Source organism: Mucilaginibacter sp. SG538B (genome assembly GCF_013376065.1).
Lineage (GTDB): Bacteria > Bacteroidota > Bacteroidia > Sphingobacteriales > Sphingobacteriaceae > Mucilaginibacter > Mucilaginibacter rubeus.
Genome location: NZ_JABMJI010000001.1, coordinates 2161404 through 2177048 on the forward strand (window position 1 = coordinate 2161404; position 15645 = coordinate 2177048).

The window sequence follows — 15645 nt, forward strand, 5'->3', positions numbered from 1 at the left end:
AAAGTTTGTTTGCATTTGTTTATGAATGTATAGTAACTTAGTCGTATTAAATTACCATAAAAAATCTATCATCATGAGTTTAAGACTGGGCGATAAAGCGCCAAACTTCAAAGCAAAAACATCAGAAGGCGAAATTGACTTTTACGAATATTTAGGGGATAGCTGGGGCGTACTATTCTCACACCCTGGCGATTATACACCTGTATGTACCACTGAACTTGGCAAAACTGCCGCGTTAAAAGATGAATTCACTAAACGCAATGTTAAAGTATTGGCACTTAGTGTCGACTCGGTAGAATCACACCATGGCTGGATCCAGGACATTAACGAAACGCAGGGTGTTGAAGTTAACTTCCCGATCATTGCCGATGAAGACCGCAAAATTTCTGAAGCCTATGACATGATCCATCCAAATGCTTCGGTAAATGCCACAGTGCGCTCATTATTTATTATAGGGCCCGACAAGCTGGTTAAGCTCATCATCACTTACCCGGCATCAACCGGCCGTAACTTCCAGGAAATTTTAAGGGTTATTGACTCATTGCAGTTAACCGCTAATTACAGTGTTGCCACACCTGCCGACTGGAAAGAAGGAGAAGACGTGGTGGTGGTGCCGGCAATTAAAACTGAAGATATCCCTGCCAAATTTCCAAAGGGTTTTACTGCAGTTAAGCCCTATTTGCGCCTGACACCACAACCAAATAAATAATTTTATTTGGTTTATTAATAATTTTATATATTTGAGGGAAGCTGGATATCTATTCCTTCTGAACCAATAAGCCTATTTGTTTTCAGTTTGGTTTTAGTTGATCTTAACACGAATTTTTTATTACGATTATTATAATTATGAAAACTGGAAAAGTAAAATGGTTTAACACACAAAAAGGCTACGGCTTTATTATTACCGAAGAAGGTAAGGATCTTTTTGTACACTTTAAAGACGTGCAAGGCGGTGTAAATGCAATTAAGGATAATGATAGCGTCACGTACGATGTGGAAGAAGGAAGAAAAGGATTACAGGCAGTAAACGTTAAAAAAGCATAAAATATATAAAATTATTGAGCAAAACTTACTTACAAAACCTCTGTTATGACAGGGGTTTTTTTGTGCCGATTTTTTTGTTTTTATCTTCATAAATCACCTACATTAGCCAACCAATTTTTACACGATATGACCGATGTTACCAACGCCAAAGCCACAAGGAACGCTGTTTTCTTAGTACTTGTTGCTTCCCTGGGCTATTTTGTTGATATATATGATCTTTTGGTTTTTTCTATAGTACGCATCCCCAGCCTTAAAGATATCGGCTTAAATGCACAGGAAATAACTGATAAAGGTCAGTTCATTATCAGCATCCAGATGTTTGGGCTGTTGCTTGGCGGCATCATATGGGGCATTGTCGGTGACAAACTGGGTCGTATTAAGGTGCTTTTTGGTTCGATATTACTTTACTCCATTGCCAATTTTGCCAACGGCCTTGTTCATGATGTAAATACTTATGCCATAGTAAGGTTTATTGCAGGCCTGGGGCTTGCAGGCGAACTTGGCGCAGGTATTACCCTGGTTAGCGAAACATTAAGCAAGGAAAACCGGGGTTACGGAACCATGATGGTAGCTGTTATTGGCTTGTTTGGAGCTACTGCCGCTTATGCTGTAGCTAAATTTGGCTGGCGTAATGCCTACTTTGTAGGCGGCGGCTTAGGAATTTTATTATTGCTGCTTCGTGTTGGTACTTTTGAATCGGGCATGTTCAAAAATGTTGAGAACAGCGATGTATCTAAAGGCAACATGCTCATGTTGTTTACCAACTGGGAACGTTTAAAAAAATACCTGTTTTGTATCCTGATAGGCGCACCGCTTTGGTACGTAGTGGGTGTATTGATCAGCTTTTCGGATAAGTTTGGGGCTGCTTTAGGGGCTAAAACCCTGATCAAACCGGGCGATGGTATTTTTTACAGTTACATAGGCATTGCCATCGGCGATATTGTGGCTGGCTTACTGGCCCAGGTTACCAAATCGCGCAAACTAACGATGGCCGTATTTCTGGTTATATCATTAATTAGTGTCCACTTTTATTTAAGCAGTTACGGCATTACTCCCGAAAAATTTGCTGTATTAAGCTTTTTCATGGGTTGTACTGTAGGTTATTGGGCAACGTTTGTTACCATTGCGTCTGAGCAATTCGGCACCAATATCCGCTCAACAGTTACCACTACGGTGCCCAACTTTGTACGTGGTTCACTAATCCCTATAACTGTAGCATTTAATGCTTTCAATGCAAAGTATGGGTATATTAAATCGGGATATATCATGATGGGGATACTTACTGCAGTAGCCCTGTTATCCTTAAGCCAGTTAAAGGAAACCTTCGGCAAGGATTTGAATTACGTAGAGATAAGCTAAAATCGGCCAGGTGTTCAACTTTTAAAAAACGGGTGTTCAAAAATGTTGCGTTTAGCCTAATGTTAAAAACACAGGCATTGATTATCAGTTGTTTACGTTTTTAGCAATAAAATAATGAACACATAAGTAATTGATTATCAATTGATTTATTTTTACGGGGTGTTCACACCTAAAAAAGTTGAACACTTTCAATTATCGGCTGTAAATGCGGGTAGCTACGGGTTTCCACGTTGAAAAAAGGCCTTCCGCTGCAATTCCCAAAATTCATTACTTTTACAGCCTATGATCAGCAAAGAACAAATAGCCGAAGATTATAAACAAATACAGAATGAAATCTGCACCGCACTTGAGCAATTAGATGGCGCCGCAAAATTTGAGGAGGAGATTTGGGAGCGCGAGGGCGGAGGCGGGGGGCGTACCCGGGTTATCCAGAACGGTAACATCCTTGAAAAGGGCGGGGTTAACTTTTCGGCTGTTCACGGTCATTTGCCCGATACCATGAAGCGTGCCCTGCAGGTTGAGCAGGATGATTTTTTTGCCACCGGTGTATCAATTGTGATCCATCCCAATCACCCGCTGGTACCTATCATCCACATGAACATCCGCTACTTTGAAATGCCATCAACCATGGGCGACAGCCAGAAACCGGTTCGCTGGTTTGGCGGAGGAATAGATCTAACGCCTCATTATGTAACAGAAGATGACGCCCGTTTTTTTCATTCAGGCCTAAAAGCTGTTTGTGATCAATACTATGCCGATTTTTACCCCCGGTTTAAAAAATGGGCTGATGATTACTTTTTCATCAAACACCGTAATGAAACCCGTGGAATAGGCGGCATATTTTACGACAGGCTTACCGCTAATGATGAGTTAAGCTGGGAAGATATCTTTGAGTTTTCAAAATCTGTTGGCCGCTCTTTTGCACCCTTATATACTGAGCTGGTTAACCGAAATCGCGATAAATCATTTACCGAAGCGCAGCAGCTTTTCCAATACCAGCGCCGCAGCCGTTATGCAGAATTTAACCTGGTTTATGACGCCGGCACCAAATTCGGGCTGGAAACCAACGGCCGCATCGAGTCGATATTAATGAGCCTGCCGCCTACAGCCAAATGGGTTTATGACTATCACCCGTTAGCTGGCAGCGAAGAGGAAAAAACACTATCTTTATTAAAAAAAGGAATTAACTGGGCATAGGGCAAAGCTGAAAGCATAACGCTGAAGGCCAAAGGCAAAGCCTCCGAAAAAAAGCTTTCAGCGTTAAGCTTTAGGCTTTTAGCTAATAATATCACCAATGAAAAGATCTATTGTGCCGGTACTCGGTATTTTACTGTTATGTGCTTTCCGTTTTGATGACAGTCCGCTCAGAGGCGTCTGGGAATACCGCGGCGGTATAATTAACGGCAAAACTGATGCTGCCCCTAAAGCTTATAAACTACAACGGGATTACGACAACGAGCATTACAAAGCGAGGGTTATAGAAGAAGGAGAGAAGACCCAGGTATATGAAAAAGGCGATTACCAGTTAAAAGCTGACACCTGCTTTGAAACCCAAACCTATTGTATGCAGGAGTCAAAACTGCTTAACAAAACCATAAAATACAACTACATAATCAGTAACGATACACTAAAACTGCTTTCGGTTTTGCCCAACGGCAACAAGGTTGAAGATTACTGGGTAAAGGTGAATTAAACCTGTATTAAAGTAACAAAATTGTTAAACCGGGGTAATATGTTCCCCCGGTTTATTGTTACTAAGTTGGCGCAATCCCAAGTATTTTTTTAACTTCGCAGGTCGTTGAAAAATCAATTTTAACACGCAATTATAAGAGAAGGTTCTACAAATAATTAAAAATGGCTGAAGGAACAGAAAACGATAATTCACACGCAGAAGACAGGATAATTTCGATAAATATTGATGAGGAAATGCGATCGGCGTACATTGATTATTCAATGTCGGTGATTGTTTCCAGGGCGCTGCCCGATGTCCGCGATGGACTGAAACCCGTTCACAGGCGCGTACTTTACGGTATGCTTGACCTGGGTTTAACCAATAACAAACCCTATAAAAAGTCTGCCCGTATTGTGGGTGAGGTGATGGGTAAGTATCACCCGCACGGTGATAAATCGGTGTACGACACTATGGTACGTATGGCTCAGGAGTGGAGCTTACGCTACTTACTGGTTGAAGGCCAGGGTAACTACGGTTCAGTTGATGGTGACGAACCTGCGGCAATGCGTTATACAGAGGCACGCTTACAAAAGCTTGCGGAAGAGATGCTTGCTGATATCAACAAAGACACCATTGATTTTCAATTAAACTTTGACGACTCACTGCAGGAGCCAACCGTACTGCCATCCAAATTTCCTAATCTGCTGGTTAACGGCGCTTCGGGTATTGCCGTAGGTATGGCTACCAACATGGCTCCGCACAACCTATCGGAAGTTATCGATGCAACCATGGCATTAATTGATAACCGCCAGATCGAGGTTGCCGAGTTAATGAAATATGTAAAAGGCCCTGATTTCCCTACAGGCGGTATTATTTACGGGTACGACGGCCCTCGCGAAGCGCTTGAAACAGGCCGCGGCAGGGTTGTGATCCGCGCACGTGCGGAGATTGAAACCTATAATGGCGAACGTGAACGCATCGTTGTTAGCGAAATACCTTACCAGGTAAATAAAGCTTTGATGATTGAGCGTACTGCCGAACTGGTTAACGAAAAGAAACTGGAAGGCATTTCGGCTATTCGCGATGAATCGAGTCGTGAAGGGATCCGCATCGTTTATGAGATCAAACGTGACGCCAATGCTGCTATTGTATTAAACAACCTGTTTAAATATACGGCCCTCCAAACATCGTTTAGTGTAAACAACATCGCGTTGGTTAATGGCCGGCCAATGCTGCTTAACCTAAAAGACCTGATCCATCACTTTGTTGAGCACCGTCATGAGGTTGTGGTACGCCGCACCAAATTTGAGCTTAATGAAGCTGAAAAACGCGCGCACATCCTTGAAGGCTTATTGATCGCTTTAGATCACCTTGATGAAGTTATCCGCCTGATCCGCGCTTCACAAACTCCGGATGAAGCAAGGGAAGGCTTGATGAGCAGCTTTGGTTTAACCGATATCCAGGCACGTGCTATCCTTGATATGACCCTAAGGAGGTTAACAGGACTTGAACGTGATAAGATCAAAGATGAATATGCCGCTTTAATGAAACTCATCGAACACTTAAAAAACATCCTGAGCGACGAAGGTTTAAGGATGCAGATCATTAAGGATGAGTTATTGGAAGTTAAGGAGAAATATGGCGATGAGCGCCGTACTGAAATGGTTCACTCATCTGCAGAAATGCAAACTGAAGACTTTATTGAGGACGAGGATGTAGTAATCACCATCTCCCGCGAAGGTTATATCAAACGTACCCCGCTTACCGAATACCGCAGGCAGAGCAGGGGAGGTAAAGGCGCTATTGGCAGCAACAGCCGTGATGAGGATTTCATTGAGCACCTGCTTATTGCCTCAAACCACAACTATATGCTCTTCTTTACCGAATCGGGACAATGTTTCTGGCTCCGGGTGTTTGAAATACCGGAAGGCACACGTACCTCAAAAGGCCGCGCCATCCAGAATATCATCAATATTCCGAAAGAAGAGAATATCAAGGCCTACATTAAACTGATTTCGCTTAAAGATCAGAACTACCTTGAAAATAACTTCATTATTATGTGTACCAAGAAGGGTACCATCAAGAAAACCTCACTCGAGGCTTATTCACGTCCACGTTCAAATGGTATCAATGCTATCAATATTAACGAGGGCGATTCATTACTTGAGGCAAGCTTAACCAGTGGCAGCAGCGAAATTGTGATGGCACTTAAGTCTGGTCGTGCTATTCGTTTCAATGAATCAACAGTAAGGCCAATGGGACGTACCGCTACCGGTGTTCGTGGTATTACGCTTGATGACGAGAGCGATGAGGTAGTTGGCATGATAGCAATTGATGACGCTGAAACAACCGTATTGGTGGTATCAGAAAAGGGATACGGTAAACGTACCGACATTGAAGACTATCGTGTTACGAACCGTGGTGGTAAAGGTGTAAAAACATTAAATATTACTGAAAAAACCGGAAACCTTGTTGCCATAAAAGGTGTTACAGATAAGGAAGACCTGATGATCATTAACAAGTCAGGTATTATTATCCGTATAGCTGTAAGCGAATTAAGAGTGATGGGCCGTGCAACACAGGGTGTAAGGCTGATAACGCTTAAAAACAACGATGAGATAGCTTCAGTAGCCAAAATTGAGCATGATGAGGATGAGGAAGTAAAAGAAGGTGATGAAAATGCAGAAGGCTCTGATACCACAGCCGAAAATACAGGCGGTGATGATACAGCTGAAAATGGTGCAGAACCATCAACTGACGATACAACAGAATAATAAATATGCACTACCGCAAGATCATTTTATCGGTTTTAATTACAAGCTTTACTACGACTTTTGCCTTCGCACAAAAAGAAGCGCTGAAAGTTGTAGTAAATAACCTGGCTTTTTATAAACAGAAAAACGACCTGAAATACTTGGCTGCGGCCAAAAAATCTGCAGATAGTTTGATCATTACCAAGTCGGATACGGCTGATATTGAAAAAAACCTTTACCGGGCTATTGTAAATTCGAGTATCCTGTACATCGATTCTTTAAACAAACTCGGGATGCCTGCAGATATGCTTGACAAAACAACCAAACTGGTTGATCGGCTATCGGGTATGAACAAGATTTTCAAGTACCAGTCAGAACTTGATTATACCAGGCGCTGCCTGGCAAACGTTTATATCCGAAAGGGGTTTGATGCGGTAAATAATTCAGATTTCACCAATGCTAAAACTTGGTTTGAAAACGCGAAAAAGTATGCGCCGGCGATGAATCAGATCAATACCTATATCGCTTTCGCAAACAATAAAGCTGGTAATTTGCAGGATGCCGCTGTGTATTATAGCAATATGCTAAGGGTTGACAGTGCACGTACTGAATATATTGAAACAGCATCAAATATCTATAAATCATTGGGGGATACGGCCAAGGCTTTACAGATTCTTCAAAAAGGGAGGAAAATCTTGCCTAACGACAGATTTTTATTACTTGATGAAGCCAATATCTATAACAATAAAAAAAATTACAAAGCCTTAGAGCCCCTAATTGGCCCCTTGCTTGATATTAATGCAAATAACGCCGATATTGCATTTGTTGCAGCTAATTGCTACGATCATTTAGATAAATTTGATCAGGCAGAATCTCTTTACTTACACGCCATTGAACTAAGCGGAACATATTTTGATCCGGTATTTAATTTGGGGTTATTATATTTAAAGCAAAGCACGACTTCGAAAGGGGAGAGGAGCATTCAGGACCTTGGGCGAGCTATTCAATGGCTTGAAAAGGCCAATGAAATATCACCGAATAACGTAAACAGCCTGCAGGCTTTGCAGTTGGCATACGCAAAAACCAATAACCAGGATCAGTTAGACAAAATAAACAATAAACTAAAACAGTTAACCAATCAATAATAATCATGAAAATCAAACTTTTGATGGCGGGCCTGTTAGGCTTGGTTTCAGCAACAGCTTTTGCACAGAAAGGCGAGTTAAATACCGCAAAAGAAGAATATGAAAAATATTCGGGCTTAAGGGGCCAGCCGGCAATGGCAGCGATGGCAGGCAAAAGCCTCACTACTGCAAAAGAATCAATTGACAAAGCTTCAGCCAATGAAAAAACCGCTACTTTACCGCTTACTTACGCTGTAAAAGGTTCAATTTATTCAGCGTTAGCTGTTCAGGATACTGTACCCGCTACTTCATTGCCTTTGTTTACCACAGCCGAAGAAGCCTTGAAAAAAGCTAAAGAAGCTGACACTAAAGGTGAAAATAAAAAAATGATTGATGAGGCATACTTAAATCTGGCTCAATATCAATTAACTAAAGGTGTAAAAGAATATTCGTCCGGTAAATATGATCTTGCTTACAAATCATTTGACTTTTACCGCACCGTATTACCAGAAGATACCAATGCCATTTATTACACCGGTCTTGCAGCTGCAAACGGAAAAAATTATCCGGCTGCAATTTCAAACTACAGCAAACTGGTAACTACAAAATATTCAAAAAATGCCGGGGTTTACCTTGATCTTTCTTCATTATATCTCGCCAGTAAAGACACTGCAGGTGCACTTAAAGCAGTATCTGAAGGTGTGAGTAAATACCCGGCAAACAGTGAATTGCGTAAACGTGAAATCGAAATCAGCCTGCAAACAGGAAAAGAAAAAGAAGTTACCGATAAGATCCAGGCAGCTTTGGCTAATGACCCTAAAAACAAGACTTTGTATTACTATGCAGGTCTAACTTATTCACAAACAGCCGATAATTACGCAAAAGAAGCGGGTGCAACTAAAGATGCTGCTGCAAAAGCGAAACTGCAGGCCTCAAAAGCCGAGGCTTATGTTAAAGCTGGTGAAATGTATAAAAAAGCTTTAGAAATTGATCCTAATTATTTTGAAGCTAATTTAAACTATGGTTATGTAATACTTAACCCCGCTATTGACGCTTATAACGCTGCTAATAAATTGCCTGCTAACAAACAAAAAGAATACGATGCTGCTATTGCTAAAGCTAAAGCTCAGTTTGAACAAGCTAAACCATATTTGGTAAAAGCTGTTGAACTACAGCCAAAATCAATTGACGCATTGCAAAATTTAAGAACCTATTATTTGGGTGTTAAAGATGATGCGAATGCTTCAAAATTAAAAGCTCAGATTGATGCGTTACCAACCAATCAATAATTAGATAATACAATATAAAAAAGAGGGGCCTTGAAAAAGGCCTTCCTTTTAAAAGTTTTACTTAACATAATGTTAATTATGGGAATAATATTCATTTGCAAATTTCACATAGATACTATTAATTTTAGCTTAAACTTTTACCGAATTGCACGGGTATACAGATAATATTTACAGGCGTTCACAGGTATGTAAAGTAATTGAAAAGTAGTTTACAATTTAAGAGTCAATAAAGTAGCGCGGGCTGCTGATAAGCATGAATTAAATATATTTGACATAGCAAATTGCTGTTATAAGCCGACTCGTAATTATTGATTTTTGATCGAACCAAAGACGAATTAAAAGTTTATTTAAGCAATAAACCTTTCGATCAAATAAATAAAAAATGTGAGTCATATGGCGAAGCATTGTGCGATGGTTCAAACGTATACCAGGTTCGGTATCTCGGTAAAGTACCAGGCATGTGAAGCTCAAATTCTATTTAATACTTCTAAAATAAATTTTTTCTTTTATATGGTAACAGGTCAGAACTTGATGGTTAGCGTTTGCTGTACAACTTACAATCACAAAGATTTTATCGGCCAGGCTATCGAAAGTTTCCTGATGCAGGAAACTAATTTTAGGTACGAAATTGTTATTGGCGACGATTGCTCAACCGATGGCACAACTGAAATAGTGAGATCATACAAGGAAAAATATCCTGATAAAATCAAAATCATCTACCCGGAAAAAAACCGTGGAGCTCATTTAAATACTATTAATACCATCAAAGCATGTGAAGGAAAATACATTGCTCTTTGTGATGGCGATGACTTTTGGACAAGTCCTCAAAAGTTGCAAAAGCAAGTCAATTTCCTGGAAAATAACCCGGAATATATTATTTGTTGTCACCACACAAGAGTGATTGATATCAACAATAACACCCTGAATATCGAGCCAAATCCTGTACCGCTTGAGTATACTTATCAAGATTTATTAGTTGGCCGGCAGGTAGAAACTAAAACAGCAACTGTTGTTTATCATAACATCCCAGAAGTACATGAATTGTTTCAGGAGTCATGGTATACGAGTTGCTATGCAGCCGATAAATTCTTTAAAATCTTTGCCACATTCAACACCGGGCGCAAAATATATGTAATGCCTGAGGTTATGAGCTGCTATCGCAATCATGTTGGCGGCATTTGGAGCATGATAAGAAATGATGCCCGGATGGAGATGGTTATCAGTGATTTTAATCTCATTATCAGACGCTTTCGCTATCGTGGAATGCAAAAGAAAATGCTGCTGCTGCTGTATCTTAAAAGATATATACTATTTGAATTAGGCCGGTTTCGGTTACGTAAAGCTTTTGATACTGTAAAATATCTGCTTTAAACTTTATCCCAGTTTTTCCTTCCTGCTGTATTATGATCAACCTGTACCCAACGGGTACAAGGATAAGTATTTTCATTTTTTTGAGGCATAAACTGCCTCGTATTATTGACTAACAAGCACCCCATGCCCTACCCTCGGGCATATAATCAATAATTAAACGTAATTAAAACCACTTATGAGCTATCGAAGTTTCACCATACGTAATAGAAAAGATTGGGACGAATATATAAACCGGTCATATGCGCACGAGGGATTTCATACCTGGTATTATCACTCATTAAATAATGAAGGCGAGCCGCTTTTATTTGTTTATGAAGAAAATGCAGTTTTTATAGCATTACCCGTGATCAAGAGGAAAATTGAAGGTTCCGAATACTTCGATATGACTTGCGTGTATGGCTATTCAGGGCCTTTATCCAACATACCCCTTGAAAACTTACCGGTCGCAATAACTACACAATTTAAGGTTGCGTTTACAGGTTTTATGAAAGGAGAATCGGCCATTTGTATCTTTTCAAGATTACATCCGTTCCTCAATCAGCATCATCTTTTGGAAAATATTGGCGGTATTAAGGATAACGGCACAACGCTGTACGTTGATCTTTCCATGTCTGAAGAAGAACAACGGAATGGCTATGACAAAAGACTTGGCCGCCAAATAAGAAGCCTGCGAAAAATGGGCTTTGTTATTAAAGAAGCGGATACAATTCAGGAAATTGAACATTTTGCGGAAATGTATTATAAAAACATGGATAGGCTGCATGCCTCATCTAATTATTATTTTGATGTTCAGCATTTTATCAATCTTCTTAACGAGGAATACATGAAAAATAAACTGATCTTAATTTACGATGGCCTAAACCTAATGTGCGGAGCGCTCATTTTATTATCAGATAACATAGTAAGAAACCACCTTTCTGCTACTTCTCCCGATTATCTGAATATTTCTCCGAGTAAACTATTAACAGACGAGATAAGTATGATTGGAAGAAGATTAGGAAAAAAGATCTTTCACCTTGGAGGCGGCGTAGGCGGAAAAGAAGATTCACTTTTTAATTTCAAAAAGCTTTTCTCCAACTTACAGGTAAAAGATCGGATCTGGTGCTATATCAATGATGAGCCTGCATATAACGAGTTTGTTTTAAAATCGGGTGTGGATCCCAATCCTGAAATTAAATTCTTTCCATTATATCGCCATCCTAACAGAAAAACACGGTCAACTACCTCTGAACCAGAAACCACCACAATTGAAAACCTTAATTAAATACAGAAATGAAAAATAAGTTTAACTATTCCGATGCTGACCTTGCCGTATTCGACCGGGTAATGGATGAATATGGATGGATTATATACGAAAATGCCCTGGACGAAGAATTCATTGATGAAATAACAGATTCATTGATACCTGCATACGATATCAGGCGTAAAATTCAAATTGCAAATGGTATAGGTGATAACATGAACGGAACGTTACACCACCTTGTTGAACGGGAAAGATTTTCACTGAAGTTTCTTGAACGAAAATATTGTGCAGATCAGATGATGCATTTCTTAAAAGGAAATTACATTATAAATTCGCTGGGCGCGGTCATCAATTTAAAAGATGAAAAACCATATGTTCAAAACATCCATCGGGATATAAGAAGTTTTACCGGCGATTTTAAAGTAATGATTCAAATGATGATAATATTAGATGATTTTACTCCTGAAAACGGGTCAACTTATTTTTTGTCAGGCTCGCATAAAAGCGATGAAAAACCGGAGAGTGATTTCTTCTACAAAAATGCAGATCGTGCCAATGCAAAAAGAGGCAGCATTATCTTGTTTGACTCCAATTTGTGGCATGCGGCTGGTAAAAATTATACTGATGCAACAAGGCGGACATTAACCATGGCTTTTACTAAGCCTTTTTTTAAACAACAGCTTGATTATCCAAGATTTTTGGGATATGAATTTGGCGAAGGATTAAGTGATGACCTGAGGCAAGTTTTGGGTTATAAATCCCGGGTGCCGGAAAACTTAAACGAATATTATCAGCCTGTTGAAAAAAGAATGTACCAGCCCGGTCAGGGTTAAATTCAAAATTTGCCATCTATTGTCAATGCTGTTTAATCTTTGATTTTAAAATCTGCCTTAAACTAACAACAATGCTACACTTGTGTTATTAAGCAAAAACTAAAATCATGGATCTTAAACTTAATGACAAAATCGCGCTGGTAACCGGATCAACAGCCGGAATTGGCTATGCTATTGCAAAATCATTAGCCAACGAGGGCGCCACGGTATATGTAAATGGCCGAAACCAAACCAAGGTTGACGAAGTTGTAAAAAAGCTGATTGCCGAAACCGGTAACAATAAAATTAAAGGCATTGCTGCTGATTTTTCAAATATTGCGCAAGTTGAAACACTGACAGCACAATTGCCGGAAGTTGATATCCTGGTGAACAACGTGGGTATTTTTGAACCTAAACCATTTACCGAAATTACCGATGCCGACTGGCTGAAGTTTTTTGAGGTCAATGTACTAAGCGGGGTACGGTTGTCGAAAGCCTATTTTGATAAAATGATCAGTAAAAATTGGGGCCGTATTATTTTTATCTCTAGCGAATCGGCATATCAGATCCCCGAAGAAATGATCCATTATGGCACAACCAAAACGGCTCAAATTGCAGTTGCACGTGGTTTGGCCGAACTTACTAAAAGCACAGGTGTTACTGTAAATACTGTTTTGCCCGGGCCGACTTTATCTGAAGGCGTGGGCGATTTCATTGAGGCTTTAGCAAAAGATCAGGGTTTGAGTAATACTGAGGTAGAAAAAGAATTTTTCACTAATGTGCGTGGCACGTCATTAATAAAACGCTTTATTACTACAGAGGAAATTGCAAACATGGTTACCTATATTGCAAGTCCGCTATCGGCAGCAACTAATGGTGCAACTTTACGTGCTGATGGCGGGGTTATAAAAACAGCATTCTGAAATTTAAACGAAAAAGCACAAAAATCCCGGTCAGGCGTAAACCTGGCCGGGATTTTTTATGCGTTCTAAATTTCTAATGTTTTGTAGTGTCTTTTTTGCTTGTGTCGGTCTTAGCTGTGTCAGTAGCCGCCGGTGCACTTTGACTTGTTGAATCCATTTTTGTACTGTCAGAGCCATCGCCTGCTTTTTTTTCCGAGCTACAGCTGGTAGCAATAGCGCCTATCATTGCCGCGACAAGTGCGAAACTTAAAAATTGCTTTTTCATAGTTATTTGCTTTTGATTAATAATCAATTTATGATGAACCATACTATTAACGAAGCTTTAACCGTATTGTTTACCGGTAATTCTGGATTTTATTATCTTTTTATTTTTAAACATACGCCTGTTTGATTCACATTTGCCACTTATTGTTTAATTTTTTTCTGATCTTTAAGCGCTATGGTAGTATCCGAAGGATTATTAAAGTGGGTAATGCGCTTCTACCCTCCTCTCCTTTTCCAGCGTATCTGGGTAGTTAAATTCAGCAAAGGCTATCGCGGTGTTAAGGTAAAAGTCAGGAAGAGTTTTCTCAATAAAAACTACAATAACTCAATTTTTGGCGGCACGCTTTTCTCGGCCGCAGATCCCTTTTACCCTATCCTGTTTTATCAAATATTTAGCCATAAAGGTTATAAACTTACGGTTTGGTCAAAATCGGCAACGGTAAAATACGCAAGGCCGGCAGCAACAAATTTATCTTTTGATATCGAGCTATCAGACAGCGATATAGCCGAAGCAGAGCATGTTTTAAATACAGCCGGGAAATTTATTCGCTCGTTCCCTATTGACATTTACAATAAAGATGGCGAAATATGCGTATCCCTCATGATTGAGGTATATATTCGAAACTTAAACTTTACTGATACTACTATATAACTTATACTGATGACTGTAATTATGAATGACGAAGCTTTTGAAAAAAAAGGCTTCAAAATCTCAACCGATAAAAACCTGCTTAACGTTGATGTTATTTATGATTATCTGAATAATGAATCATACTGGGCAAAAGGCATCCCGCGACAAAAAATGGCAAAAGCCATCGAAAACTCCATGTGTTTTGGTATTTATCTAAACCATGAACAGGCGGGCTTTGCACGTGTTGTTACCGATAATGCTACGTTTGCTTATATCTGCGATGTATTTGTACTGCCTGCTTATCGTGGTAAAAGCCTTTCTAAATGGTTAATCCAAACAATTGTTAAACATCCGGATTTGAAAGGTTTAAGAAGATGGTCGTTAGCTACATTGGATGCGCATAACTTGTATAATCAATTTGGTTTTTCACCCATTTCACGCCCTGAAACCTGGATGGAAATTTTCACACCATACATTAAGCCCTGATAATTATAAAAGGCTATGCATAAAACAAATGTAAAGAAGCTGATTTTTGAAGGAGAAGGCGTAACCGTCGACTTTAAAAAAACGATAACCAGTTGCGAAAAAATAGCCCGGACAATGGTATCATTCGCCAACAATAAAGGCGGCAAGCTACTTATTGGCGTAGCTGATGATGGCACAATAAAAGGGGTGAAATCAGACGACGAAGAAAGGTACATGATAACAAAGGCAGCTCATTTTTTTTCGAGGCCGGCGCTTGAACCTGTTTTTGAAGAGGTATATTTTGATGATAAATTGGTACTCGTTGTAGAGATTGCTTCAAGCGAGCTAAAACCTCATTATGCTCTCGCCGAAGACGGTAAATGGTGGGCTTATGTACGCGTAAAAGATAAAAGTGTACTGGCCAGTAAAATTGTACTGGAAGTTTTAAAACGTTCGTCAAATGATCAGGGTGTTTTAATTGAGTATTCTGAAAACGAGAGTACCTTACTTGGCCATTTGGAAAAAGCTGGCCGCATTACCATAAAAGAATGCAGCGAGCTGCTTAAAGTTGGGCGCCGTCGTGCTCAGAATGTACTTGTTGACCTGATATTATCAGGCCTGATCAAGATCAACACAACCGAAAAGGAAGAATATTATACAGCCTGCTGACTTTTCTGTGTGCCCGAATGGTTACT

16 protein-coding genes are annotated in these 15645 nt (G+C 39.8%); 15 read left to right on the forward strand and 1 reads right to left on the reverse strand.

What is annotated here, in order from left to right:
- Nucleotides 1–73 precede the first annotated feature (73 nt).
- From FHW88_RS08620 to FHW88_RS08675, 12 genes are all read left to right on the forward strand, one after another.
- Nucleotides 74–709: a peroxiredoxin gene (locus FHW88_RS08620; RefSeq protein ID WP_176624642.1), complete on the forward strand. Its 636-nt coding sequence runs from the start codon at nt 74–76 to the stop codon at nt 707–709.
- 137 nt (nt 710–846) lie between these two features.
- The gene (locus FHW88_RS08625) at nt 847–1044 is read left to right on the forward strand and encodes a cold-shock protein (RefSeq protein WP_090525558.1); all 198 of its coding nucleotides are present in this window, start codon (nt 847–849) and stop codon (nt 1042–1044) included.
- Nucleotides 1045–1170: 126 nt separating this feature from the next.
- Nucleotides 1171–2403, forward strand: a complete 1233-nt coding sequence (locus FHW88_RS08630) for an MFS transporter (protein ID WP_176624644.1) — start codon at nt 1171–1173, stop codon at nt 2401–2403.
- Between the two features lie 282 nt (nt 2404–2685).
- Nucleotides 2686–3600: an oxygen-dependent coproporphyrinogen oxidase gene (gene hemF, locus FHW88_RS08635; protein WP_176624646.1), complete on the forward strand. Its 915-nt coding sequence runs from the start codon at nt 2686–2688 to the stop codon at nt 3598–3600.
- A gap of 97 nt (nt 3601–3697) precedes the next feature.
- A complete protein-coding gene (locus FHW88_RS08640) occupies nt 3698–4096 on the forward strand; it encodes a hypothetical protein (protein ID WP_176624648.1) in 399 nt (132 codons plus the stop codon).
- A gap of 161 nt (nt 4097–4257) precedes the next feature.
- On the forward strand, nt 4258–6849 hold the full coding sequence (gene gyrA / locus FHW88_RS08645; protein WP_090525568.1) for a DNA gyrase subunit A: 2592 nt from the start codon (nt 4258–4260) through the stop codon (nt 6847–6849).
- 5 nt (nt 6850–6854) lie between these two features.
- Nucleotides 6855–7973, forward strand: a complete 1119-nt coding sequence (locus FHW88_RS08650; protein ID WP_176624650.1) for a tetratricopeptide repeat protein — start codon at nt 6855–6857, stop codon at nt 7971–7973.
- A 5-nt stretch (nt 7974–7978) separates the two neighbouring features.
- Nucleotides 7979–9241, forward strand: coding sequence for a tetratricopeptide repeat protein (locus FHW88_RS08655; protein WP_090525572.1), 1263 nt, complete (start codon nt 7979–7981; stop codon nt 9239–9241).
- Between the two features lie 393 nt (nt 9242–9634).
- The gene (locus FHW88_RS08660) at nt 9635–10612 is read left to right on the forward strand and encodes a glycosyltransferase family 2 protein (RefSeq protein ID WP_255485236.1); all 978 of its coding nucleotides are present in this window, start codon (nt 9635–9637) and stop codon (nt 10610–10612) included.
- Between the two features lie 175 nt (nt 10613–10787).
- Entirely contained in the window at nt 10788–11876 is a 1089-nt protein-coding gene (locus FHW88_RS08665; RefSeq protein ID WP_176624652.1) for a GNAT family N-acetyltransferase, read from the forward strand.
- Between the two features lie 8 nt (nt 11877–11884).
- Nucleotides 11885–12688 carry a phytanoyl-CoA dioxygenase family protein gene (locus tag FHW88_RS08670; RefSeq protein WP_176624654.1) on the forward strand — a complete coding sequence of 268 codons (804 nt, stop codon included), beginning with the start codon at nt 11885–11887 and terminating at the stop codon, nt 12686–12688.
- Nucleotides 12689–12795: 107 nt separating this feature from the next.
- Entirely contained in the window at nt 12796–13590 is a 795-nt protein-coding gene (locus tag FHW88_RS08675) for an SDR family NAD(P)-dependent oxidoreductase (RefSeq protein ID WP_090525576.1), read from the forward strand.
- 73 nt (nt 13591–13663) lie between these two features.
- On the opposite strand, the gene FHW88_RS08680 is transcribed toward FHW88_RS08675, so the two are convergent.
- A complete protein-coding gene (locus FHW88_RS08680) occupies nt 13664–13855 on the reverse strand; it encodes a hypothetical protein (protein WP_139159935.1) in 192 nt (63 codons plus the stop codon).
- Between the two features lie 174 nt (nt 13856–14029).
- Between FHW88_RS08680 and FHW88_RS08685 the strand changes: the two genes are divergently transcribed.
- From FHW88_RS08685 to FHW88_RS08695, 3 genes are read left to right on the forward strand one after another with little or no spacing between them, the layout of a single operon-like run.
- Nucleotides 14030–14506 carry a DUF4442 domain-containing protein gene (locus FHW88_RS08685; RefSeq protein ID WP_090525580.1) on the forward strand — a complete coding sequence of 159 codons (477 nt, stop codon included), beginning with the start codon at nt 14030–14032 and terminating at the stop codon, nt 14504–14506.
- 9 nt (nt 14507–14515) lie between these two features.
- Nucleotides 14516–14971 (forward strand): GNAT family N-acetyltransferase, encoded by a 456-nt coding sequence (locus FHW88_RS08690; RefSeq protein ID WP_176624656.1) that lies wholly within the window; start codon nt 14516–14518, stop codon nt 14969–14971.
- Between the two features lie 15 nt (nt 14972–14986).
- The gene (locus tag FHW88_RS08695; RefSeq protein WP_176624658.1) at nt 14987–15619 is read left to right on the forward strand and encodes a helix-turn-helix domain-containing protein; all 633 of its coding nucleotides are present in this window, start codon (nt 14987–14989) and stop codon (nt 15617–15619) included.
- Nucleotides 15620–15645: the final 26 nt, after the last annotated feature.

Coding starts and splice junctions, on each gene's coding strand:
- FHW88_RS08620 (WP_176624642.1), top strand. CDS start 74: ATGAGTTTAAGACTGGGCGATAAAGCGCCAAACTTCAAAGCAAAAACA.
- FHW88_RS08625 (WP_090525558.1), top strand. CDS start 847: ATGAAAACTGGAAAAGTAAAATGGTTTAACACACAAAAAGGCTACGGC.
- FHW88_RS08630 (WP_176624644.1), top strand. CDS start 1,171: ATGACCGATGTTACCAACGCCAAAGCCACAAGGAACGCTGTTTTCTTA.
- hemF (WP_176624646.1), top strand. CDS start 2,686: ATGATCAGCAAAGAACAAATAGCCGAAGATTATAAACAAATACAGAAT.
- FHW88_RS08640 (WP_176624648.1), top strand. CDS start 3,698: ATGAAAAGATCTATTGTGCCGGTACTCGGTATTTTACTGTTATGTGCT.
- gyrA (WP_090525568.1), top strand. CDS start 4,258: ATGGCTGAAGGAACAGAAAACGATAATTCACACGCAGAAGACAGGATA.
- FHW88_RS08650 (WP_176624650.1), top strand. CDS start 6,855: ATGCACTACCGCAAGATCATTTTATCGGTTTTAATTACAAGCTTTACT.
- FHW88_RS08655 (WP_090525572.1), top strand. CDS start 7,979: ATGAAAATCAAACTTTTGATGGCGGGCCTGTTAGGCTTGGTTTCAGCA.
- FHW88_RS08660 (WP_255485236.1), top strand. CDS start 9,635: ATGGCGAAGCATTGTGCGATGGTTCAAACGTATACCAGGTTCGGTATC.
- FHW88_RS08665 (WP_176624652.1), top strand. CDS start 10,788: ATGAGCTATCGAAGTTTCACCATACGTAATAGAAAAGATTGGGACGAA.
- FHW88_RS08670 (WP_176624654.1), top strand. CDS start 11,885: ATGAAAAATAAGTTTAACTATTCCGATGCTGACCTTGCCGTATTCGAC.
- FHW88_RS08675 (WP_090525576.1), top strand. CDS start 12,796: ATGGATCTTAAACTTAATGACAAAATCGCGCTGGTAACCGGATCAACA.
- FHW88_RS08680 (WP_139159935.1), bottom strand. CDS start 13,855: ATGAAAAAGCAATTTTTAAGTTTCGCACTTGTCGCGGCAATGATAGGC.
- FHW88_RS08685 (WP_090525580.1), top strand. CDS start 14,030: ATGGTAGTATCCGAAGGATTATTAAAGTGGGTAATGCGCTTCTACCCT.
- FHW88_RS08690 (WP_176624656.1), top strand. CDS start 14,516: ATGACTGTAATTATGAATGACGAAGCTTTTGAAAAAAAAGGCTTCAAA.
- FHW88_RS08695 (WP_176624658.1), top strand. CDS start 14,987: ATGCATAAAACAAATGTAAAGAAGCTGATTTTTGAAGGAGAAGGCGTA.